This window comes from Halorhodospira halophila SL1 (assembly GCF_000015585.1).
GTDB lineage: Bacteria > Pseudomonadota > Gammaproteobacteria > Nitrococcales > Halorhodospiraceae > Halorhodospira > Halorhodospira halophila.
Genome location: NC_008789.1, coordinates 1,180,131 through 1,202,638, shown reverse-complemented (window position 1 = coordinate 1,202,638; position 22,508 = coordinate 1,180,131). Strand labels below are relative to the sequence as shown.

Annotated in this window: 21 protein-coding genes and 1 tRNA gene; 14 read left to right on the top strand and 8 right to left on the bottom strand. The window is 68.5% G+C overall.

Going from position 1 to position 22,508, the window contains the following annotated elements; genetic code table 11:
* Window positions 1–38 precede the first annotated feature (38 nt).
* Entirely contained in the window at window positions 39–1,304 is a 1,266-nt protein-coding gene (gene glgC, locus HHAL_RS05645) for a glucose-1-phosphate adenylyltransferase (protein WP_011813905.1), read from the bottom strand.
* Between the two features lie 78 nt (window positions 1,305–1,382).
* Here glgC and glgB point away from each other — a divergent pair, with 78 nt between their 5' ends.
* Entirely contained in the window at window positions 1,383–3,629 is a 2,247-nt protein-coding gene (glgB, locus tag HHAL_RS05640) for a 1,4-alpha-glucan branching protein GlgB (RefSeq protein WP_011813904.1), read from the top strand.
* Window positions 3,626–5,059 carry a glycogen synthase GlgA gene (gene glgA, locus HHAL_RS05635; RefSeq protein ID WP_011813903.1) on the top strand — a complete coding sequence of 478 codons (1,434 nt, stop codon included), beginning with the start codon at window positions 3,626–3,628 and terminating at the stop codon, window positions 5,057–5,059. The genes glgB and glgA overlap by 4 nt, the downstream gene beginning before the upstream one ends.
* 28 nt (window positions 5,060–5,087) lie before the next feature.
* On the opposite strand, the gene HHAL_RS05630 is transcribed toward glgA, so the two are convergent.
* Window positions 5,088–7,109 (bottom strand): YgiQ family radical SAM protein, encoded by a 2,022-nt coding sequence (locus HHAL_RS05630; RefSeq protein WP_011813902.1) that lies wholly within the window; start codon window positions 7,107–7,109, stop codon window positions 5,088–5,090.
* A gap of 125 nt (window positions 7,110–7,234) precedes the next feature.
* On the opposite strand from HHAL_RS05630, the gene HHAL_RS05625 reads away from it, so the two are divergent.
* The gene (locus HHAL_RS05625) at window positions 7,235–7,654 is read left to right on the top strand and encodes a secondary thiamine-phosphate synthase enzyme YjbQ (protein WP_011813901.1); all 420 of its coding nucleotides are present in this window, start codon (window positions 7,235–7,237) and stop codon (window positions 7,652–7,654) included.
* Window positions 7,655–7,747: 93 nt separating this feature from the next.
* Here HHAL_RS05625 and HHAL_RS05620 read toward each other — a convergent pair.
* The 6 genes from HHAL_RS05620 to HHAL_RS05595 form a co-directional block, all read right to left on the bottom strand.
* A tRNA-Ile gene (locus tag HHAL_RS05620) sits at window positions 7,748–7,823 on the bottom strand.
* Window positions 7,824–7,904: 81 nt separating this feature from the next.
* Window positions 7,905–9,713 (bottom strand): RNA polymerase sigma factor RpoD, encoded by a 1,809-nt coding sequence (gene rpoD, locus HHAL_RS05615; RefSeq protein ID WP_011813900.1) that lies wholly within the window; start codon window positions 9,711–9,713, stop codon window positions 7,905–7,907.
* Between the two features lie 101 nt (window positions 9,714–9,814).
* Window positions 9,815–11,659 (bottom strand): DNA primase, encoded by a 1,845-nt coding sequence (gene dnaG, locus HHAL_RS05610; protein WP_011813899.1) that lies wholly within the window; start codon window positions 11,657–11,659, stop codon window positions 9,815–9,817.
* A 54-nt stretch (window positions 11,660–11,713) separates the two neighbouring features.
* On the bottom strand, window positions 11,714–12,175 hold the full coding sequence (locus HHAL_RS05605; protein WP_011813898.1) for a GatB/YqeY domain-containing protein: 462 nt from the start codon (window positions 12,173–12,175) through the stop codon (window positions 11,714–11,716).
* Window positions 12,176–12,194: 19 nt separating this feature from the next.
* Window positions 12,195–12,410: a 30S ribosomal protein S21 gene (gene rpsU, locus HHAL_RS05600; RefSeq protein WP_011813897.1), complete on the bottom strand. Its 216-nt coding sequence runs from the start codon at window positions 12,408–12,410 to the stop codon at window positions 12,195–12,197.
* A 99-nt stretch (window positions 12,411–12,509) separates the two neighbouring features.
* On the bottom strand, window positions 12,510–13,421 hold the full coding sequence (locus HHAL_RS05595) for a lysophospholipid acyltransferase family protein (RefSeq protein ID WP_011813896.1): 912 nt from the start codon (window positions 13,419–13,421) through the stop codon (window positions 12,510–12,512).
* A 164-nt stretch (window positions 13,422–13,585) separates the two neighbouring features.
* Between HHAL_RS05595 and HHAL_RS05590 the strand changes: the two genes are divergently transcribed.
* From HHAL_RS05590 to HHAL_RS05540, 11 genes are all read left to right on the top strand, one after another.
* On the top strand, window positions 13,586–14,131 hold the full coding sequence (locus HHAL_RS05590; RefSeq protein ID WP_011813895.1) for a hypothetical protein: 546 nt from the start codon (window positions 13,586–13,588) through the stop codon (window positions 14,129–14,131).
* A gap of 273 nt (window positions 14,132–14,404) precedes the next feature.
* Complete coding sequence (dtd, locus tag HHAL_RS05585; RefSeq protein WP_011813894.1) at window positions 14,405–14,869, top strand: D-aminoacyl-tRNA deacylase; 465 nt, start codon at window positions 14,405–14,407, stop codon at window positions 14,867–14,869.
* A gap of 64 nt (window positions 14,870–14,933) precedes the next feature.
* Window positions 14,934–15,527, top strand: coding sequence for an imidazoleglycerol-phosphate dehydratase HisB (gene hisB / locus HHAL_RS05580; protein ID WP_011813893.1), 594 nt, complete (start codon window positions 14,934–14,936; stop codon window positions 15,525–15,527).
* A gap of 2 nt (window positions 15,528–15,529) precedes the next feature.
* Window positions 15,530–16,180, top strand: a complete 651-nt coding sequence (gene hisH / locus HHAL_RS05575; RefSeq protein ID WP_011813892.1) for an imidazole glycerol phosphate synthase subunit HisH — start codon at window positions 15,530–15,532, stop codon at window positions 16,178–16,180.
* Entirely contained in the window at window positions 16,177–16,917 is a 741-nt protein-coding gene (gene hisA / locus HHAL_RS05570) for a 1-(5-phosphoribosyl)-5-[(5-phosphoribosylamino)methylideneamino]imidazole-4-carboxamide isomerase (RefSeq protein ID WP_011813891.1), read from the top strand. The genes hisH and hisA overlap by 4 nt, the downstream gene beginning before the upstream one ends.
* Entirely contained in the window at window positions 16,907–17,671 is a 765-nt protein-coding gene (hisF, locus tag HHAL_RS05565; protein ID WP_011813890.1) for an imidazole glycerol phosphate synthase subunit HisF, read from the top strand. The genes hisA and hisF overlap by 11 nt, the downstream gene beginning before the upstream one ends.
* On the top strand, window positions 17,668–18,012 hold the full coding sequence (locus HHAL_RS05560) for a phosphoribosyl-ATP diphosphatase (RefSeq protein ID WP_011813889.1): 345 nt from the start codon (window positions 17,668–17,670) through the stop codon (window positions 18,010–18,012). Before hisF ends, HHAL_RS05560 begins: the two co-directional genes overlap by 4 nt.
* 44 nt (window positions 18,013–18,056) lie before the next feature.
* Window positions 18,057–18,350, top strand: a complete 294-nt coding sequence (tatA, locus tag HHAL_RS12570) for a Sec-independent protein translocase subunit TatA (RefSeq protein WP_011813888.1) — start codon at window positions 18,057–18,059, stop codon at window positions 18,348–18,350.
* 44 nt (window positions 18,351–18,394) lie between these two features.
* On the top strand, window positions 18,395–18,748 hold the full coding sequence (tatB, locus tag HHAL_RS05550; protein ID WP_011813887.1) for a Sec-independent protein translocase protein TatB: 354 nt from the start codon (window positions 18,395–18,397) through the stop codon (window positions 18,746–18,748).
* Window positions 18,745–19,539 (top strand): twin-arginine translocase subunit TatC, encoded by a 795-nt coding sequence (gene tatC, locus HHAL_RS05545; protein ID WP_011813886.1) that lies wholly within the window; start codon window positions 18,745–18,747, stop codon window positions 19,537–19,539. The genes tatB and tatC overlap by 4 nt, the downstream gene beginning before the upstream one ends.
* Window positions 19,540–19,625: 86 nt before the next feature.
* Window positions 19,626–22,463, top strand: coding sequence for a 2-oxoglutarate dehydrogenase E1 component (locus HHAL_RS05540; protein ID WP_011813885.1), 2,838 nt, complete (start codon window positions 19,626–19,628; stop codon window positions 22,461–22,463).
* Window positions 22,464–22,508: the final 45 nt, after the last annotated feature.

Sequence of the window (22,508 nt, the reverse complement as noted above, 5' to 3'; positions counted from 1 at the left end):
GCACCGGTGGGTTTTCTGTCGGGTTCGCGGCGCCGGTATCAATAGACAACGTGGATCTCCTGACCGAGCATTTCCGGAGTGACGAGGACGACGCCGTTGGGGCTGACGGTGAAGCGTTGGGCGTCGGCTTCCGGGTCTTCACCGATGACCGTGCCCGCCTCGATGTGGCAGTACTTGTCGATCACCGCGTTGCGGATGCGACAGCCCGGGCCGATGTGGGCTTCGGGGAGGATGACCGAGTCCTCGACCCGGGTGCGCTCGTCGACAATCACCGAGGAGAAGAGCAGCGAGCGGCGCAGTTGCGCCCCCGAGATGATGCACCCCCCGGAGACCATGGAATCGACCACCGTCCCGCGGCGGTCCTCTTCGTCGAAGACGAATTTGGCCGGGGGTAGTTGCTCCTGGAAGGTCCAGATGGGCCACTCGCGGTCGTAGAGGTTGAGTTCCGGGGTGACGTCGATCAGCTCGAGATTGGTCTTCCAGAAGGCGTCGATGGTTCCCACATCCCGCCAGTAGGCCTGCTCTCCGGTGCTCAGATCGCGGAACGGGTAGGCCACCACCCGGGCCTGGTCGATCAGCTGCGGGATGATGTCCTTGCCGAAGTCGTGCTCCGAGCTGGTGCGGGCGTCGGCCCCGAGGGTCCGAAAGAGGAAGTCCCGATTGAAGACGTAGACCCCCATCGAGGCCAGCGCCCGATCCGCACGGCCGGGGATTGGTGCAGGCTGGGCCGGCTTCTCGTCGAAGCGGACCACCCGGTTTTCTTCGTCGATGGCCATGACCCCGAAGGCGGTGGCCTCCTCGATCGCCACCTCCAGGCAGCTGACCGTGACATCCGCACCGCGCTCGACGTGGTAGGCAAGCAGCGGCCCATAGTCCATCTTGTAGATGTGGTCACCGGCGAGGATGAGGACGTAGTCGGGGTCGTGCAGCCGGACGATGTCCAGGCTCTGGTACACCGCATCGGCTGTGCCCAGGTACCAGGAGTCGGCGATGCGCTGCTGGGCGGGTAGCAGCTCGATGAACTCGCCGAAGTCGCTGGAGAGAGAGCTCCAGCCCTGGCGGATGTGGCGGATCAACGAGTGGGCCTTGTACTGGGTCAGGACGCCGATCCGCCGCACGCCGGAATTGATGCAATTGGACAGGGGGAAGTCGATGATGCGGAACTTGCCGCCGAAGGGCACGGCCGGTTTGGCGCGCCACTGGGTCAGCTCGTGGAGCCGCGTGCCGCGGCCGCCGGCGAGGATGAGGGCCAGGGTGTCGCGGGTCAGGCGGCTGACGAAACGGGGGGAGCGCTGGGGTAACACGTCGGGTCTTCCTGACAACTGGGGCTTTGGGAGCAGTATGGACGCCTTTTCCGCGGATCGACAGGGTATTCACCACCGATGGGCGGCCCATCCGGGGCGAGCGGCACCGCAGCGGCGCCTGAGCGGAGGTCAGGCTTGAATCGCGTTAGCCAACAGCGCGCCGAGGCCGAAGAGCGCCAGCGGATCGCCGAGGGGCGCCACTCGGATCCCTTCGCCTACCTCGGCGGCCCCCACGGCCCGAGCCGGCGGGTGCGCATCTACCACCCGGAGGCGGCGGCAGTGGCCTTTAGCGAGGGCACCGAGGTGCCGCGCGTTGCCGGCACCGACTTCTTCGAGGCGCCGCTGCCCGAGGCCCTTGAGGCGCCGTACCAGGTCTGCTGGCGGGATGCCGGGGGTGCCTGGCACACCGCCTACGACCCTTACGCCTTCCCGCCGGTGCTCTCGGAGTTCGACCTGCACCTCTACGCCGAGGGGCGGCACTGGCACGCTCAGCGCTTCCTGGGGGCGCACTGCACCACGGTTGACGGGGTGGCAGGCGTGGTCTTTTCGGTTTGGGCGCCCAACGCCGAGCGGGTCAGCGTGGTGGGGGATTTCAATCGCTGGGATGGGCGCCGCCACCCCATGCGCCTGCGCCTGGAGGCCGGGGTCTGGGAGCTGTTTATCCCCGGGGTGGAGCCGGGGGCCCTGTACAAGTTTGAGCTGCGGGGAGCCGGCGGCTGCGGGCCGCTGCTCAAGACCGACCCCTGTGGCCGGCGCTACCAGCACCGGCCCGAGACCGCCGCCGTGGTGGAGCCGCCCGAGGCCTACCCCTGGGGGGATGATGCGTGGATGGAGCGCCGCCGGCGCGAGGGGAGCGCCTGGCAGCAGGCACCGTGGTCGATCTACGAGGTGCATCTGGGCTCCTGGCAGCGGGATGTCGGGGGGGGGTTCCTCGACTACCGCACCCTGGCCCACGAGCTGGTCGACTACGTCCAGCGCACGGGCTTCACCCACATCGAGCTGCTGCCGATCACTGAGCACCCGTTGGACGACTCCTGGGGGTATCAGGCCACCGGCTACTTCGCCCCGACCAGTCGGTTCGGCGAGCCGGACGCGTTTCGCTACTTCGTGGACTACTGCCACCGCCACGGTATCGGCGTGATCCTGGACTGGGTACCGGCTCACTTTCCCCGGGACGCATGGGCCCTGGCCCGTTTCGACGGTACGCCGCTCTACGAGCACGCTGATCCCCGGCAGGGCGAGCACCGCGACTGGGGGACGCTGATCTTCAACTTCGGTCGTAACGAGGTGCGCAGCTTCCTGCTCTCCAGCGCCCTCTACTGGCTGGAGGCCTACCACCTGGACGGGCTCCGGGTGGATGCGGTCGCCTCGATGCTCTACCTGAACTACTCCCGCGAAGACGGGGACTGGGTGCCGAACATCCACGGCGGCAACGAGAACCTGGAGGCCATTGCCTTCCTGCGCGAGGTGAACACCGTCACCCACGGCGAGCAGCCGGGGACCTGCATCATCGCCGAGGAGTCCACCTCCTGGCCCCAGGTCACGCGGCCCACCTACCTCGGTGGGTTGGGGTTCACCATGAAGTGGAACATGGGCTGGATGCACGACACCCTGACCTACCTCGGCGAGGACCCCGTCCATCGCCGCTACCACCACGACCAGCTGACCTTCGGCCTGCTCTACGCCTTTACCGAGAACTTCGTCCTGCCGTTCAGTCACGACGAGGTGGTCCACGGCAAGGGCAGCCTGCTCGACCGCATGCCCGGCGACGACTGGCAGCGCCTGGCGAACCTGCGCCTGCTCTACGCCTACCAGTTCACCTACCCGGGCAAGAAGCTGCTGTTCATGGGCTGCGAGATCGGCCAGCGCAGCGAGTGGGACGCCGATGCCACGGTGGACTGGGCGGCCCTGTCCGACCCGCGCCACGCCGGCGTGCAGCGTCTGGTCAGTGATCTCAATGCGCTCTACCGTGGCGTGCCGGCCCTCCACCGCTACGACTTCGCCGAGGCGGGTTTCGCCTGGGTGGATTGCCACGACGCCGAGCAGTCGGTACTCAGCTACCTGCGCCGCGGCGATGCCGGGGAGCAGGCGCTGGTGGTCCTGAACTTTACGCCGGTCCCCCGCCACGGCCACCGGCTGGGCGTGCCGGCCCCCGGGCGCTGGACAGAGCGGATGAACACCGACTCGGCTTACTACGGCGGATCGGACCTGGGCAATGCCGGCGGTGTGCTCGCCGAGCCGGTGCCGTGGAGTGGCTACCCCTACTCAGTGACCCTGACCCTGCCACCGCTGGCCGGCCTGGTGCTGGTCGGGGAGGGGGCGTGAGGGTCCTCTTCGCCACCGCCGAGGCGTGGCCCCTGGCCAAGACGGGCGGCCTGGGCGATGTGGCCTTCGGCCTGACTCGGGCCCTGGCTGAGCTCGACTGCGACGTGCGCCTGCTGATGCCGGCCTACCCGGGGACCGTCGAGCAGCTCGAGGGCGAGGTCCGCCGGCACACCGCAGAGCTGGCCGGAGAGGGTGTGACGCTGATCGAGGGCCGGCTGCCCGGCACCGGGGTCGGCGTCTGGCTGCTCGACGACCCGCCGCTCTTCGCCCGGGTCGGCGGGCCCTACGCCACCGCCGGGGGCGACGCCTGGCCGGACAACCACTGGCGCTTCCTCCGCCTGTCGCAGGTGGCCGCCGCCCTGGCGGCGGGGGATCTGCTGGACTGGCGGGCCGAGGTGCTCCACGGCAACGACTGGCAGACGGCGCTGGCGCCGGTCTTCCTGCGCGACCGGGCCGACCGGCCCGCAACCGTCTTCGGCATCCACAACCTGGCCTACCGCGGGCTCTTCCCGGCGGAGCTCTACCCGCGGCTGGGGCTGCCCGCGGAGCTGTGGCAGCCCGAGGGACTGGAGTTCTACGGCCAGCTGGCCTTCATCAAGGGGTCGCTGGTCTTCGCCGACACCCTGGTCACCGTCAGCCCCACCTACGCCCGGGAGATTCAGACGCCGGCCTTCGGCTGGGGGCTGGACGGACTGCTCCACCACCGGCGGGATCGATTGTTCGGGATCGTCAACGGCATCGATACCGCCACCTGGGATCCCGGCAGCGACCGGCATCTGGTTGCCCAGTATACCGGCCCGGACGACCGGGCGCGGGCCGCCAACCGCCGGGCGGTGGCCCGGGCGGTCGGCCTGAGCGAGGGCGAGGGGCCGATCCTCGGGTTCGTCGGGCGGCTGGTGGAGCAGAAGGGTGTGGATCTGATCCTGGCGGCGCTGCCGCGGCTGCTGGCCGCCGGGGCGCAGCTGGCCTTGTTGGGCGCCGGGGATCACCGGCTGGAGACGGCGCTGCGCGCCGCCGCCGAGCAGCACCCGGGGCAGGTCGGCGTGGTGATTGGCTACGACGAGGCCCTGGCCCACCAGATCGAGGCCGGCAGTGACCTGTTCCTGATGCCGTCGCGCTTCGAGCCGTGTGGGCTCAATCAGCTCTACTCCCTGCGCTACGGCACGCCGCCGGTGGTCTACCCCACCGGCGGGCTGGCGGACACGGTGGTGGATGTGGATGCCCATCCGCAAAGCGGGAACGGCTTCCACCTGGCGGCCTCCGACGGCGCTGCCCTGGCCGCAGCGGTGGAGCGGGCCCTGGCGCATTGGCAGGACCGCCCGACCTGGCACGCCATCCAGGCCCGGGGCATGGCCGGTACGTACTCGTGGGCGGCCTCGGCGCAGGCGTATCAGGACCTGTACCGGCAGGTGGTGGCGAGTCGGGGCTGAGGGCCCGCCCAGCGCCATCCCGAGAGGCTCAGCGCCGGGCCTTGCCCCGCGGCCGGCGCGGGCCGCGCCGGGGCCGGTTGTCGGCCGTCGGGGGTTTCTGCCCCTGGCGGCGCTTGCCGTCCGGGGTCCGCCGCCCCTCGCCGGAGGTCCCTGTGCCCGGCGGCTGGTGGGCGGGGATGAGGTGGCGCTTGCTGTTGCCGATCAGATCCTCGCGCCCCATCCGCTGCAGCGCCCGGCGCAGCAGCGGCCAGTTCTCCGGATCGTGGTAACGGAGGAAGGCCTTGTGGAGCCGGCGCGTGCGCAGACCTCGCGCGGTGCGCACCGGCGTGCCGCCGTCCGACCCCACGGGCCGCAGCGGGTCGCGGCCGCTGTGATACATGGCGGTGGCCAGGGCCATGGGCGTGGGCAGGAAGGCCTGGACCTGGTTGGGCCGAAAGCCGTTGCGCTTGAGCCACAACGCCAGTTCGAGCATGTCCTCGTCGGTGGTGCCCGGATGCGCGGCGATGAAATACGGGATCAGGTACTGCTCCTTGCCCGCTCGCCGGCTGTAGTCCTCGAACAGCGCCTTGAAGCGCTCGTAGGTGTCCATGCCCGGTTTGAGCATCTGCGCCAGTGGCCCGGGCTCCGTGTGCTCCGGGGCGATCTTCAGGTACCCGCCGACGTGGTGGCTGACCAGCTCCCGCACGTACGCCTTGGAGTGGATGGCCAGGTCGTAGCGTACACCGGAGGCCACCAGCACCTTCTTCACCGCGGGCCGCTGACGGGCCTGCCGGTAAAGGTTGATCAGTGGCTCGTGGTCGGTATCGAGATTGCGGCAGACGCGCGGGTAGAGGCACGACATGCGCCGGCAGTGGGCCTCGGCCTTCGGGTCCTTGCAGCCCATGCGGTACATGTTGGCGCTGGGTCCCCCGAGGTCCGAGATCACCCCGGTAAAGCCCTCGGTGCGCTCGGCGATCTCGTCGATCTCACGCAGCACCGATTCCTGGGAGCGTGACTGGATCAGGCGCCCCTCGTGCTCGGTGATGGAGCAGAAGCTGCAGCCGCCGAAGCACCCGCGCATGATGTTCACCGAGAAGCGGATCATCTCCCAGGCGGGGATGGGGCGCCCGGCGTAGGCCGGGTGGGGCGCCCGGGCGTAGGGCAGCTCGTAGAGGGCGTCCAGCTCCTCGGTGCTCAGGGGCAACGGCGGCGGGGTGATCCACACCTCCTGGGCACCGTGGGCCTGGACCAGGGTGCGGGCGTTGTGCGGATTGGTCTCCTGGCGGGTGATGCGTGCCAGCTCGGCAAACCGGTCCGCATCCTGGCGTACCTGCTCCCAGTCCGGGACCCGCAGCACACCTTCGGCCCGGGCCGGATCCGGTTCGTCGGCGCCCGGGGCCGTGCGGGCGTAGGCGATGCCCCGCACGTCGTGGATCTCTCGGGCCGGCTCGCCGCCGGCGATGCGGTGGGCGGCCTCCACCAGGGCGCGCTCGGCGTTGCCGTAGAGCAGCAGATCGGCCTTGGCGTCGAGCAGCACCGAACGGCGGACCTTGTCGGACCAGTAGTCGTAGTGGGCCAGGCGGCGCAGACTGGCCTCGATGCCGCCGAGCAGGATGGGGGTGTCGCGGTAGGCCTCGCGCAGGCGCTGGCTGTAGACAATGGTGGCGCGGTCGGGCCGGCGGCCGCCCTCATCGTCGGGGCTGTAGGCGTCGTTGCTGCGGCGCCGGCCATCGGCGGTATACCGGTTAACCATGGAGTCCATGTTGCCGGCGGTGACGCCGAAGAACAGGTTCGGGGCCCCCAGGGCCTGGAAGTCGCTGGTGTTGCGCCAGTCGGGCTGGGCGATGATGCCGACGCGAAAGCCCTGCGCCTCGAGCAGGCGGCCGATGATCGCCATCCCGAAGCTCGGGTGGTCGACGTAGGCGTCGCCGGTGACCAGGATGACGTCGCAGCTGTCCCAGCCAAGTTCGCCCATCTCGCGCCGGGACATGGGCAGAAACGGGGCCACGCCGAAGCGGGCCGCCCAGTAAGGGCGGTAGGAGAATAGCGAGGGGGTCTTCGAGTCGTCCACCCGGGCATGGTAACCGGCTGAGGAGGTCCCGTCATGGGGCGCCCCGAGGGCCGCGGCAGCGGCTTGAGCCGACCCGGGGGCAGCGCTACCGTGGCGGATCCGAATCAGCGAGCGGGAGTCCGGCCATGAAGATCGAACAGCAGACCCTCACTGTCCAGACCCGCGGACGCGGCACCCATGAGCTCACCCGCTCGTTGGCCGAGGCGATCCGCGAGCAGGGCGTGACCCGCGGCCTGGCGCACGCCTTCTGCCACCACACCAGCGCCTCGCTGATGATCACCGAGAACGCCGACCCCACGGTCCGTGCCGACCTGGAGCGGTTCATGGCCCGGGTGGCGCCGGATGGCGACCCGATGTACGAGCACGATATGGAGGGCCCGGACGACATGCCGGCCCACATTCGCAGCGTGCTCAGTGGCAGCGGCGTCACTGTGCCGATCAGCAGCGGCCGGCCGGCGCTGGGGACCTGGCAGGGCCTCTACCTCTGGGAGCACCGCAGCGCAGGGCACAGCCGGAAGGTGACGCTGACGTTGTTCGGGGAGTGACGGTGCCGGGGCACGATCGGGTCATGTGGGGCGCCGAGGAGGTGAACAGGAACGGAGCGGTTGTTAGGTAACCTACTGATCGTTCCGGATAAGTGGTGGGCCCGGTCGGATTCGAACCGACGACCAAGGGATTATGAGTCCCCTGCTCTAACCACTGAGCTACAGGCCCGCAGAGAGGTGGTGGATACCGGGTAGGGATCCAAACACAACACCGGGGCGCCGGCAATGGCGCCCCGGTGGGTCGGGAAGGTTACTCTTCGAGGAAGCTGCGCAGCCCGTCGGAGCGGGTGGGGTGGCGCAGCTTGCGCAGCGCCTTGGCCTCGATCTGCCGGATCCGCTCACGGGTGACGTCGAACTGCTTGCCGACCTCCTCCAGGGTGTGGTCGGTGTTCATGTCGATGCCGAAGCGCATGCGCAGGACCTTGGCCTCGCGCGGGGTCAGCCCCGAGAGCACCTCGCGGACCGACTCGCGCAGTCCCTCCGAGGTGGCCGAGTCCACCGGCGAGGTGACGCTGGTGTCCTCGATGAAGTCGCCCAAGTGGCTGTCCTCGTCGTCGCCGATCGGCGTCTCCATGGAGATCGGCTCCTTGGCGATCTTGAGGACCTTGCGCACCTTGTCCTCGGGCATCTCCATGCGCTCGGCCAGCTCTTCGGGGGTGGCCTCGCGGCCCATCTCCTGGAGCATCTGCCGCGACACCCGGTTCAGCTTGTTGATCGTTTCGATCATGTGCACCGGGATGCGGATGGTCCGCGCCTGGTCGGCGATGGAGCGGGTGATCGCCTGCCGGATCCACCAGGTGGCGTAGGTCGAGAACTTGTAGCCGCGCCGGTACTCGAACTTGTCCACCGCCTTCATCAGGCCGATGTTGCCTTCCTGGATCAGGTCGAGGAACTGCAGCCCGCGGTTGGTGTACTTCTTGGCGATGGAGATCACCAGGCGCAGGTTGGCCTCGACCATCTCCTTCTTGGCGCGGCGGGCCTTGGCCTCGCCGATGGACATGCGGCGGTTGATCTCCTTGATCTCCGCCACCGAGAGGCCGTTCTTGTCGGCGATCTCCTTGAGTTCTGACTGCGCCTTGCGGATCGCCTCGGCGTGGGGCTGCAGCCGCTCGGCACGCTCCTCGCCTTCGGCCAGCAGGTCGTCCAGCCAGGTGGGGTCGGTCTCGCGGTCCTGGAAGCTCTTGACGAACTCCTTGCGCGCCATGCGCCCCTCGCGGGTGCACAGGTTCATGATCTCGCGCTCACGGGCGCGGATCGTATCCACCGTGCCGCGCAGCCGGTCGGCCACCGCGTCGACCACCTTGGGGGTGAACTTGATGCTGAGGAAGACCTCTTCCAGTTCGCCGCGCAGCTCGGCAATGCGAGGGGACGCCGAGCCCTCAGTGGCCAGGACCTCCTGCATCTCGTTGTAGGCGGCGCGCAGACGCTCGAAGAGCTCGGCCACGGCCTCCGGGTCGGGGCCGGTCTCGGCGCTGGTCGCCTCCTCGTCCTCGTCCGCAGCGGCCTCCGGGGCGGCAGGGGCCTCCGGCGGTTGCTCGGAGTCGTCTTCGCGATCCCGGAATCCGGCGACGATATCGGTTAGCCGGGCCTCGCCCTCCTGGGCGCGATCGTAGAGCATGATCAGCTGGCGGGCTGCCTCCGGGTAAGAGGACAGCGCGGCCAGGGCGCGGTCGAGCCCGTCCTCGATGCGCTTGGCCAGCTGGATCTCGCCCTCGCGCGTGAGCAGCTCGACACTGCCCATCTCGCGCATGTACATGCGCACCGGGTCCGTGGTGCGGCCGAACTCCGCGTCCACTGCGGCGAGGGCAGCGGCGGCCTCCTCGGCCTCGTCCTCGTCTGTGGCGACAGTGGTTTCGGCGAGCAGCAGTTCGTCCGAGTCCGGGGCCGTCTCGTGGACGTTGATCCCCATGTCGTTGATCATCCCGATGATATCGTCGATTTGATCCGGGTCGACGATATCGTCCGGGAGGTGGTCGTTAACCTCTGCGTAGGTTAGGAAGCCCTGCTCTTTGCCCTTGGCGATGAGCTGCTTGATTTGCGACTGTTGATCCTGTGACATAGGCGATCGGTTTGATCCGCGGTTGCTCGGGGAAGGCGCCGCTGGTGCGGAACCGTACAGTGTAGCGCTTAAAAGCGGGTTTCTTCAAGGGTGGCCCATTCTTAGAGTCGAAAGGCCGCCCGAAGTTCCCGCATCTCCTGCTCTTCATCGGCGCTGATCCGGCCGCGCTTGAGCCGATCCATCAGCAGCTGCAGTCGCGTTGCTTGGCGCAGCAGCTCCTGCTCTCGGTCGATGGTCTGATCATCCTGCCCGACCTGGTCCAGCGCTCGTACCAACCGCTTCTGCTCGTTGTGGATGATCTGCTCCTCGATGCGCATGAGGGCATCCTGAAACTCCTGTTGATGGTCTCCCTCGGCCATGGCGGTCCGCTGCCAGGCTGCGAGCCGGTGCAGCGGGGCCTCGTGGGGCGTATCGCGGAACCGCTCTAGGATCCTTGCCGTGGTCATGTTGGGTTCCGTGCGGGCCAATTCAAGGAGCTGTTGCAGTAATTCTAGTCCAGGAGTGTCGCGGTCAGCGAAGCGGTCGGGGTCGCCGGCGTGGGTGGCCAGCTGGGGCTGCTGCAGCAGCAGGGCGATGGCGTGGCGCACCGGCGTTCGCTGGAGGCTCGCTTCGGGCGTGCGCGGGGCGCTGCGGCCCTGCGGTGCCGGGTCGTCCCGCGGTGTCTCGGCGCGGCCTTCCAGGATGCGGTCGATGCGTTCCGGCTCGGTGCGGGTCAGTTCGGCGAGTTGGCCGATGAGCGTCTCCCGGATGACGCCGCGAGGCAGTCGGCGGAGCGAGCCGCTGGCGCGTTCGAGGAGGCGGGCGCGGCCGTCGACGGTGGTGAGGTCACACGCCTCGCCGAGGCGGGCCAGGTAGAACTCGATCACCGGCGTGGCGGTCGCGAGACGGTTCTCGAAGGCCTCGCGGCCCTCGCTGCGGACCAGATCGTCGGGGTCGGTGCCCTCGGGGAGCAGCAGGACGCCGACCTCTCGGTCGCCCTGCAGGACCGGGAGGAGGTTTTCCACAGCGCGCAGTGCGGCGCTACGGCCAGCGTCGTCGCCGTCGAAGCAGAGAACCAGCTCGTCTGCGGAGCGCAGCAGCAGGGTCGCTTGCTCGGCGGTGGTCGCGGTGCCCAGGGTGGCTACGGCCCCGGGGATGCCCTGCTGGGTCAGGGCGATGACGTCCATGTACCCCTCGACCACGATCAGTCGCCCGGGGCGGCGTTCCGCCTGCAGGGCCTGGTAGAGTCCGTAGACCTCGCGGCCCTTGTGGAAGATCGGGGTCTCCGGGGAGTTGAGGTATTTGGGTTCGCCCTCCGACACGACTCGGGCGCCGAAGGCGACGACCCGGCCGCGGCGATCGTGGATCGGGAAGGTGATGCGGTCGCGGAAGCGGTCGTAGGTCTTCTGGTCGCGCTCGATCACCAGGCCGGCGCGGATGGCCGGTCGGGGGTCGTTGAGCTGGCGGAGCAGGTTGTCCCAACCCGGCGGCGCGAACCCCAGGCCAAAGCGGGCGGCCACCTCGCCGGAGATGCCGCGCTGGCGGAGGTATTCCACAGCGCTCTGGCGTGCGGGGTGGTTGCGCAGGGCGTCGCGGAAGAACTGGTCGGCGTGGGCCATGGCCCGGTAGAGCGGGGCGAACTCATCGGCAGGCCGGCGTGCACCGCCGGTGTCCGGGATCTCCAGGCCGACCCGGTTGGCCAGCTCCTCGATGGCCTCACGGAACTCCATGCGGTCGTGTTCCATGAGGAAGCGGATGGCCGTGCCGTGGGCACCGCAGCCGAAGCAGTGGTAGGTCTGTCGTTCGGGGCTGACGTTGAACGAGGGGGTGCGCTCGTCGTGGAAGGGGCAGCGTGCCTTGTAGTTGCTGCCACCCGGGCGCAGGGGCACCCGCTCGCCGACAACAGCGACGATGTCGGTGCGTTGCAGCACCTCATCGATGAACTCGTCAGGGATCCGCCCGGCCATCGGCCAGCCTCCGGGGTCTGGAAGGGTCCAGACGATGTCGCGCGGCGAGTGGGATCAGCCGCCGAGGCGGGCCTTGACACGGGCGCTGACGGCGCCGAGGTCGGCCCGGCCCTGGAGCTTCTCCTTGAGCGGCCCCATGACCCGGCCCATATCCTTGATCGATGCGGCGCCGGAGGCGCTGATGGCCTCCTCGATCAAGGCGTCGATCTCCTCATCGCTGGCCGCCTGCGGCAGGAACTCCGAGAGGATCTCGATCTCCCGCTCCTCGGCCTCTGCTCGGGCGGTCTCGCCGGCGTCGCGGTACTGCTCGGCGGATTCGCGACGCTGTTTGACCGCCTTGGCCAGGACGTCGATGGCCGCGCTGTCATCGCTGGCGAGATCGCAGCGCTCATCCACCTCGCGCTGCTTGAGAGCGGCGCTCGCCGAGCGCAACACCGCCAGCCGCTCCTTATCGCCGGAGCGCATGGCGGCCTTCACCGCTTCAAGCACGGTTTCTTTGACGCTGGATGCGGCCATCGGTCCTGGTTCCGGGCGTTTAGTAGGGCCGCTGGCGCCGCTGCTGCTCGCGGTTGAGCCGCTTCATGTGCCGCTTGACGGCGGCGGCCTGCTTGCGCTTGCGTACTTGCGTGGGCTTTTCGTAGTACTCGCGCCGGCGGATCTCGGACAGCACGCCCGCTTTCTCGCAGGAACGCTTGAAGCGGCGCAGGGCCACCTCGAATGGCTCGTTTTCGCGGACTTTCACAATCGGCATGCGCTCATCGACCCCTTAGTCTTTGTCCATGGCTGTTGTCGATCCGGGCACTTCAACCCAGAGATAGCCGACTAGTTTAGTTGCCAAGAGGGGGTGCTTTCAAGCTCGACGGCGCCGTTTTTTCGGGTAGGGCGAAGTGCCGTCCGGCTGGGTGTTGAAGCGCTTATAGGTCCACTGGTACTGCGCCGGCACGCGGCGAACGCACTGCTCGACCCCGCGGTTGACCGCTGCTGCGGCCACCGCGGGGTCCGGATCCGCTACGGCCTCCTCGGCGGGAAAGAAGTGCAGATCGAAGCCACGCCCGCCGGGGAGTCGCTCGGCGAAGGCGAGCAGTGGCACCGCCCCTGAACGTTGGGCGATGCGCCCGGCCAGGGTCATGGTCTTGGCGGGGACGCCGAAGAAGGGCGCGAAGGGTTCGCTGCCGTCCGGCTCCTGGTCCGGCAGGATGCCAACTACCTCCCGGCGGCCGAGGGCGCGGAGCACGCCCCGTACACCCTGAGGGCCGGCGGGGAGCAAGCGCGCCCCATTGCGCGAGCGCCCGGCGAGCAGGATCGGCTCCAGCGCGGGTTGGCGCGGGGGGCGGTAGAGGGCGGTGAGCGGCTGCCGGGCCGCCACCCAAAGGTTGAGCAACTCCCAGCAGCCGATATGCGGGGCGAGCAATAGGACGCCCCGCTCCTCGCCGAGGGCCTGATCGAAATGCTCCTGGCCATGGACCTGGCGCACCCAGCGCAGCACCTGTTCCGGGGGGCGTTTGAAGACCGGGGCGAGTTCCAGGGCGGTCTTGCACGTCTCCTGCAGGGTGCGGCGGAGCAGGCGGCGCCGCTGGTGGGCATCCTGCGCCGGGAAGCAGAGCCGCAGGTTGATCTCCGCCACCCGTTGTGGCCGGTTGGGCAGGTGGGCCAGCGCGGCACCGATGGTGGTGCCAGCGGCGTGCAGCACGGGCAGGGGGGCCCGCGCCAGGATGCGCAGGGCCAGATCCAGGCTTCGTGGTGGGGTTGGCTGTTGCGTCATGGACACAGCTAACCTGTTTCGACGGCGGCGAGGCAACCCGCGCGGTGGTGTTCAGGGGCAGGGTCGCTAGACTTGTCCGGTAAGGTGCGCCAAGCGCCGGGGCGGACCATTGGCGCTTTGGCGGCACCCGGGTTTTTTCAACAGGACGTCAGGAGAGGATCGCTATGAGCGGCAACCAGCCGATGGAAGAGATGGTCCGGAACTGGACTGAGATGCAGCAGCGCATGTGGGATACGTGGCTGCAAACGGTGCGCGGCATGCAAATGCCCACCGGTGTCTCCCAGGCGGATGACTGGCAGCAGCACTATCAGCAGAACCTGGAGGCCTGGGAGAAAGCGGTCCGAGAGGCCCTCGACGCCCAGGTTCAGTGGGCCCAGAAGTGGGCGCAGCAGGCCGGTGCCGGCGAGAACGCCAGCGAGGGTATGCAGGAGGCGGTCAAACAGACCCAAGAGATGATGAAGTCGTGGACCGAGGCGCAGAGCAAGCTCTGGAATGCCTGGTTCGACAGCGTGAAGAATATGGATCCGTCCCGCATGGCGGAGCAGTGGGACTCGGAGGGGCAGCGCGTGCTCAAGGCCTGGCAGGATGCGACCAAGCGGGCCCAGGAGGCGATGCAGGAGCTCTCCGGCGTGGCGGCCACGGGCGGCAGTGGGCAGCAGAAGTCATCCGCGGGGCGCAGCAGCACCTCGGGCGGTACCAAGAAGGCCTGACGGCCCGGCAAAAAAAAAAGCCGACGCGTCCTGCGTCGGCTTTAACCCGCTTCCCTCGGGCCGTTTGGATGGGGGCCTTACTCTTCCGTGAGCGGTCCCTGAAGGCCGAGCGATCCCTCGCCCCATCCAGGCTCCCGCACAATCGACTGCGCTCTTCCGGTAAGCGACAGGGATTCGATTGCCGGTAGCCGAGGTTTACAATGCCTCACCGCCGGTGGCGGGGGAATCAGGGGGTGCCGGAGTGCTTGTAAGAAAAATCCTATATCTCTCGCGATGATCACCGTTATTCAACGTACAGGCAGTGCCCGGGTTCGGGTTGGTGGCGAGGTCGTTGGCGAGATCGAGCGTGGCCTGGTGGCGCTGGTCTGCGCCGTTCACGGCGATGGTTCGGCGCAGGCCCAGCGCCTGGCCGAGCGGGTGCTCGGCTACCGGGTCTTCCCGGATGCCGAGGGGCGTATGAATGGCTCCGCCCTCGATCTCGGGTGCGGCGTGCTGGCCGTACCGCAATTCACGCTGGCTGCGGATACCCGCAAGGGCATGCGACCGAGCTTTGGCCCCGCGGCCGATCCGCAGACCGGCCAGGCGCTGTTCGAGACCTTCCTTGAGGCCCTGCGCGAGCGGGCCACGGGCCCCGTGGCCAGTGGCGTGTTCGGGGCGGACATGCAGGTCGAGTTGGTCAATGACGGCCCGGTGACCTTCTGGCTGGAAGCGCCGCCGAGGCCCGCTGGCCCCGTGTGATATCCTCGGTCGCCCGTCGGGCGGAAGGCCCGTCAACGATTCCAACTGCGAGGGCGTCACGGCCATGGCCAAGCGAACGGCAGAAGTCGAGCGCACCACCGGCGAGACCGCTGTGCGGGTGTGGGTGGATCTCGACGGCGAGGGGGCGGCGGAACTCGATTGTGGGGTCCCGTTCTTTGAGCACATGCTCGCTCAGGTGGCCCGCCACGGTGGCGTGGACCTGCGCGTTCAGGCCAAGGGGGACACCTGGATCGACGACCACCACACCGTCGAGGATGTCGGCATCGCCCTGGGGCAGGCGCTGGCCCGGGCGTGGGGTGATAAGGCCGGTCTGACCCGCTACGGCCACGCCTACGTGCCGCTGGATGAGGCCCTGTCGCGCGCGGTCCTCGACCTCTCGGGGCGGCCCGGACTGGTCTACAACGCCGAGCTGCCGCGGGCGCACGTCGGGCGATTCGATACCGAGCTGGTGGAGGAGTTCTTCCGTGCCCTGACCAGCCACGCCGCCATGACCGCCCACCTGGATGTGCTGCGCGGCCGCAATGCCCATCACATGGTCGAGTGTCTGTTCAAGGCCTTCGGGCGTGCCCTGCGCCAGGCCGTTAGCACGGATGAGCGTGCCGGTGGTCGGGTTCCTTCCACCAAGGGGGCCCTCTAGCCATGAGTCGCGTGGCCATTGTCGATTACGGGATGGGCAACCTGCGCTCGGTCTATCGCGCCCTGGCCCACGCCGCCGGCGGCGAGTCGGGCCTCGAGGTGACCGCCGATCCGGATCAGGTACGGGCCGCCGACCGAGTGGTATTGCCCGGTGTCGGCGCGATCGGCGACTGCATGATCGAACTCAACCGCCTGGGGCTGACCGCCGCGCTGATCGAGGCCGCGCGCAGTCGCCCTTTCCTCGGTATCTGCCTGGGGATGCAGGCGCTGCTGACCTACAGCGAGGAGAGCGGCGGGGTGGATGGCTTGGGCGTCTTGCCGGGGCGTGCCGTGCGTTTCCCGGACGGCGAGCGTGATGGCCGGGGCCGGCCGCTGAAGGTCCCGCACATGGGTTGGAGCCGGGTGCACCGGCCCTGCCGCCATCCGCTGTGGGACGGCATCGAGGACGGCACCTGGTTCTACTTCGTGCACAGCTACTACGTGATCGCTGACGACCCGGGCATCATCGTCGGTCAGGCCGATCACGGGTGCCGTTTCGCCGCCGCCGTCGCCGATGGCCCCTGCTTCGCCGTGCAATTCCATCCGGAGAAGAGCCAGGACGCGGGCCTGCGCCTCTATCGCAACTTCCTCGACTGGGACGGGAGCTGGACGTGATCGTAATCCCCGCCATCGACCTCAAGAACGGCCACTGCGTGCGCCTGCGCCAGGGCCGGATGGACGACGAGACCATTTTCGACGCTGACCCCGTCGCGGTGGCCGGACGCTGGGTGGAGGCCGGCGCCGAGCGCCTCCACCTCGTGGATCTGGACGGCGCTGTGCGGGGCGAGCCGGCCCACGAGCAGACCATCCACGCCATCGCCCGCGCCTACCCCGACACGCCGCTGCAGATCGGCGGCGGCATTCGCAGTCGCGAGACGGCCCTGCGTTATCTGGAAGCCGGCGTGGGTTACGTCATCGTCGGGACCCGGGCGGTGCGCGAGCCGGCCTTCGTCGAAGAGCTCTGTCGCGAGATTCCCGGGCGCGTCTGCGTTGGCCTGGACGCGCGGGGCGGCTACGTGGCCACCGACGGCTGGGAGCAGACCTCCGAGGTGGCCGCCGTGGACTTGGCGCGCCGCTTCGAGGACGCCGGTGTGGCGGCGCTGATCTTCACCGATATCGGTCGGGACGGAATGATGCAGGGGTGCAACGTCGAGGCCACCCGTGAGCTGGCGCGGGCCGTCTCCATCCCGGTGATCGCCTCCGGCGGTGTCAGCAGCCTGGAGGACGTGCGCAGCCTGGCCGGTAGCCCCGAAGGCATCGCCGGGGCGATCGTGGGCCGCGCCATCTATGACGGTGGCCTCGATCTGGCCACCGCGATCCGCACCGCGCAGGAGGTCGGCGATGACCGCTAAGCGCATCATCCCGTGTTTGGACGTCGACGCCGGCCGAGTGGTCAAGGGGGTGCGCTTCGTGGATATTCGCGATGCCGGCGACCCGGTGGAGATCGCCCGGCGCTACGACGCCATGGGGGCCGACGAACTGACGTTTCTCGACATCACGGCCAGCCACGAGGAGCGTGAGACCATCTACGATGTAGTGGAGGCCGTGGCCGGCCAGGTCTTCATCCCGCTGACCGTAGGCGGCGGCGTGCGCAGCGTGGCCGATGTACGTCGCCTGCTCAATGCCGGTGCCGACAAGGTGGCCATCAACACCGCGGCCGTCCATCGCCCCGACTTCGTCCGCGAGGCTGCCGAGCGCTTCGGCTCCCAGTGCATCGTGGTGGCGGTGGACGCCAAGCAGGTGGAGGACGATCCGCCGCGTTGGGAGGTCTTCACCCACGGCGGGCGTAACCCCACTGGGCTCGAGGTGGTCAGCTGGTGTCAGCGCCTGGTGGCGCTGGGGGCCGGCGAGATCCTGCTGACCAGCATGGACCGGGACGGCACCCGCGCCGGGTTCGACCTGGGGCTGACGCGGGCCGTGGCCGATGCGGTCTCCGTCCCGGTGATCGCATCGGGCGGTGTGGGCGAGCTGGAGCACCTGGCTGACGGGGTCGACGACGGGGGCGCCGACGCGGTGCTGGCGGCGAGCATCTTCCATTTCGGCGATCACACCGTCGGCGAGGCCAAGGCGCACATGGCGGAACGGGGGATCGAGGTCCGACGATGAGCAATGCCGCGAGCGAGCGAACGGCAGCCGACACCCTGCGGGCGCTGGCCGAGACCATCGAACAGCGCCGCGGCGCGTCGGCGGATACCTCCTACGTGGCGCGGCTCCATGACAAGGGGCTGGACGCCATCCTCAAGAAGGTCGGCGAGGAGGCCACCGAGGCGGTGATCGCCGCCAAGGGCGGCGAGCGGGAACAGGTCGTTTATGAGACCGCCGATCTGTGGTTCCATACTCTCGTCATGCTCTCGGCCAGCGGTGTCTCGGTCGATGAGGTGCTGGCGGAGCTGGAGCGACGCGTGGGCCGCTCGGGTCTGGACGAAAAGGCGGCCCGCGGCGAGTAGCAACGCACAACAGAAGGCGCCTCAGGGCGTCGGAGGGTGAGGAGATGGGATTCAATATCTGGTCGTTGCTGATCATTCTGCTGATCGTGGCGCTGCTGTTTGGAACCAAGAAGCTGCGCAACATCGGCGGTGACCTGGGTGGCGCCATCCGCGGCTTCAAGGAGTCGATGCGCGAGGGTGAGGAGGAAGAGGCGCAGAAGCGCGCAGACGGTGAGTCCTCGGACGAGCCGGAGCCGCTGGAGCACCAGGACGAGCCCGCCCCCGAGCAGACGACCCAGGCCCGGGAGAGCAGTTCAGCCCGCCAGAGTGCCGAGCACCACGACCGCAGCACCTCGTAAGAGGCGCCGGCGTGCCTCCGTTACCACCCTGACGCAGGATCGCCATGTTCGACCTCGGCTTCTGGGAAGTCCTGATCATCTGCCTGATCGGCTTGCTGGTGCTCGGTCCCGAGCGCATGGCGCGGACCGTGCGTGTGCTCGGCCGCTGGGCCGGCAAGGCGCGCTCCTCGTTCAATGCCACGCGCCGGGAGGTCGAGCGCGAGCTGCGGATCGAGGAGATCCGTAAGGCCGGTGAGTCGGTGCGCCGCGACGTCGAGGAGACCCGTCAGGCGTTCAAGGGTGCCGGGGACGAGGTGGAGCGGGAGACCCGAGAGGCCCGCCGTGCTGCCAGGCTCCGTAAGGCCGAGGAGTCCGAGGGTGGCAAGCCACGGGCTGCCGATAAGGAGCAGGATCAGTGAGCGCCGGCGGTCCCGAGCAGAATCAGGGTGGTGAAGAAAAGCTGCAGGAGGCGCCGCTGCTTAGCCACCTGAAGGAGTTCCGCGATCGCCTGCTGCGCGTCGTGGTGGTGGTCCTCGGCGCGTTCCTGCTCTTCTACCCGTTCCGCGATACCCTCTATCGCTGGATCTCGGGGCCGCTGCAGGAAGTCCTCCCCGAGGGCACCTCGATGATCGCCATCAAGGTGGCCTCGCCCTTCCTGATCCCCATGAAGCTGGCCCTGGTGGCGGCCATCTTCGTCACCGTGCCGTACATCCTTTACCAGCTCTGGGCCTTCGTGGCGCCGGGGCTCTATCGCCACGAGCGGCGGATGATCTGGCCGCTGCTGATCTCCAGCACCGGCTTGTTCTACCTCGGTGCGGCCTTCGCCTACTTTGTGGTCTTCCCGATCGCCTTCCGCTTCTTCGCCCTGGTTTCCCCGGAAGGCGTGCAGATGATGACGGATATCGGCGAATACCTGTCGTTCGTGCTGACCCTGTTCTTCGCCTTTGGTGCGGCCTTTCAGGTGCCCATCGCCACCATTCTGCTGGTGCGCAGTGGCATCTCCACCCGCGAGAGCCTGGCGGCCAAGCGCCCCTACGTGATCGTCGGCGCCTTCGTGGTCGGCATGATGCTCACACCGCCGGATGTCCTCTCGCAGGTGCTGCTGGCTGTGCCGGTGTGGCTGCTTTTCGAGATCGGCATCCTGCTCGCCGGACGAACACAGCCATCCGCGGCCGCCTCACCGGATGGCAGCGGGGGCGATCAAGGTTAGCGCGGGGGTGGCGGGATGGACCCGCAGCGGCACTGCGCCCCCGCGCACGGGTTCTCTCCGTTCGTTCCGAGCCTTAGAGTGGTGGCATGACTGATCGCGGCCTTTTCGAACAGCTTCGCAACACCTCCCACCTGCACGGCGCCAATGCGGCCTTCATCGAGGACCTGTACGAGACGTACCTGGCCGATCCCAGCCGCGTGGACCCGGAGTGGCGGGCCTATTTCCACAGCCTGACCCAGGAGCTCGGCGACGGCGAGGATATCCCGCACAGCCCCATCCGTGCGCGCTTCGAGCAGCACGGGCGGGATAACGGCGGCACGCCGGCGCGGGCCTCCGGCGCAGCCCAGGGCGGGCTAAGCGCTGAGGCTGCCGAGAAGCAGGCGGCGGTGCTGCGGCTGATCAACTCCTACCGCTTCCGTGGCCACCAGGCGGCGGATATCGACCCCCTGGATCTGCGCCCGAAGCCCCCGGTACCGGATCTCGATCCGGCCTTCCACGGGCTGTCGCCCGCCGATCTCGACCAGTCGTTCAACACCGGTTCCCTCTTCGCGCCCACGCAGATGCCGCTGCGCGAGATCATTGCGCAGCTCGAGGAGGTCTACTGCGGGCCTATCGGCTCGGAGTACATGCACATCACGGATACGGCTCAGAAGCGCTGGATCCAGGAGCGGCTCGAGGGGACCGGCTGCCGCCCGCGTCTGGGTGCGGCGCGCAAGAAGGAGATCCTCGAGCGGCTGACCGCTGCCGAGGGCATCGAGAAGTACCTGCACTCCAAGTACGTCGGCCAGAAGCGCTTCTCGCTCGAGGGCGGGGATGCGCTGATCCCCCTGCTCCACGACCTGATCCAGGGTGCCGGGCGTGAGGGTGTCAAGGAGATGGTGCTTGGCATGGCCCACCGGGGCCGCCTCAATGTGCTGATCAACATCATGGGCAAGGACCCGGGCGATTTGTTCGCCGAGTTTGAGGGGCACCAGCCCGACGGCTTGCAGGGCTCCGGCGACGTCAAATACCACATGGGCTTCTCGTCCGACATCCAGACCCCGGGTGGCCCCATGCACGTGGCCCTGGCCTTCAACCCGTCGCACCTGGAGATCGTCAACCCGGTGGTGGAAGGATCCTGCCGGGGGCGCATGCGCCGCCGCCGGGATCCCCAGGGCAAGCAGGTGCTGCCCCTGCTCATCCACGGGGATGCCGCTTTCGCCGGGCAGGGCGTGGTCATGGAGACCTTCCAACTCTCCCAGGCGCGGGGCTTCTATACCGGCGGCACCGTGCATGTGGTGGTCAATAACCAGATCGGGTTCACCACCTCCCATCCGCAGGACACCCGCTCGAGCCACTACTGCACCGAGGTGGCGAAGATCGTTCAGGCGCCGATCTTCCACGTCAACGGCGACGACCCCGAGGCGGTGGCGTTCACCACGGCCCTGGCCCTGGACTACCGCAACACCTTCCGCCGCGACGTGGTCATCGATCTGATCTGCTACCGCCGCCACGGGCACAACGAGGCCGATGAGCCGGCGGCCACGCAGCCGATGATGTACCAGAAGATCCGCAACCAGCCGCCGGTGCGCCAGCGCTACGCCGAGCGACTGGTGCAAGAGGGGATCCTCGGCCCCCGGGAGGCCGAGGAGATGGTCGCCGCCTATCGCGAGGCCCTCGAGAACCGCGAGGTGGTGGCGTCGAACATCCTCACCGGGGTACGCAATGACTACGCGGCGAATTGGGCCCGGTTTGTTGGCGCCGAATGGAACGAGCCGGTGGAGACCGCCGTCGACAAGGAGCGCCTGCGCGGCCTGCAGGGGATCCTCGACGCCCTGCCGGACGGCTTCGAGCTCAATCCGCGGGTGGCCTCGATCATGGAGAGCCGGCGCAAGATGGTCGCCGGGGCGTTGCCGCTGGACTGGGGCTTCGCCGAGACCATGGCCTACGCCACTCTGCTGCAGGATGGGTACCGGGTGCGCCTGACCGGGCAGGACTCCGGGCGTGGTACCTTCTTCCACCGCCACGCCGTTCTGCACAACGCCCGGGATGGCTCGAACTTCGTACCGCTGCAGGACGTCACCACCGAACCCCAGGATTTCGTGGTCATCGATTCGCTCCTCTCCGAGGAGGCCGTGCTCGGTTTCGAGTACGGCTACGCCACCACGGAACCGGATACCCTGACCATCTGGGAGGCGCAGTTCGGCGATTTCACCAACGGAGCGCAGGTGGTCATCGACCAGTTCATCGCCGCGGCCGAGGCCAAGTGGGGGCGGTTGTCGGGCCTGACCATGTTCCTGCCCCACGGCTATGAGGGGCAGGGGCCAGAACACTCCTCCGCTCGCCTGGAGCGCTATCTGCAGCTGTGTGCCGAGTACAACATGCAGGTCTGCGTGCCCACCACGCCGGCGCAGTTCTTCCACATGCTGCGGCGGCAGATGCTGCGCCGCTACCGCAAGCCGCTGGTGGTGCTCACGCCCAAGAGCCTGCTGCGGCATAAGCTGTCGACCTCGGGGCTCGACGACCTGACCGGCGGCCACTTCCACAACATCATCGACGAGGTGGATGATCTGGACCCGGCCGCCTGCCGCCGGGTGGTGCTGTGCGCCGGCAAGGTCTACTACGACCTGCTCGAAGCCCGTCGGCGGGAGAGCCGCAACGATGTCGCCATCATCCGGGTCGAGCAGCTCTACCCGTTCCCGGAGAGGGCACTGCGTATCCTGTTGGCCGAGCGCTACGCGGCGGCCACCGAGGTGGTCTGGTGTCAGGAAGAGCCCAAGAACCAGGGAGCCTGGTACTCCACCAACCACCACCTCTACAACTGCATGGGGCCGGATCAACGGCTGCGCTACGCCGGACGTGCCGCGGCGGCCTCGCCGGCCGTCGGCTACCCCAAGCGCCACCACGATCAGCAGCGGGCGCTGGTCGAGGACGCGCTCGCCTAGCCGGCACGTGGCAACGGAGTCCGCACGAGAACACCAGAGAAGGGG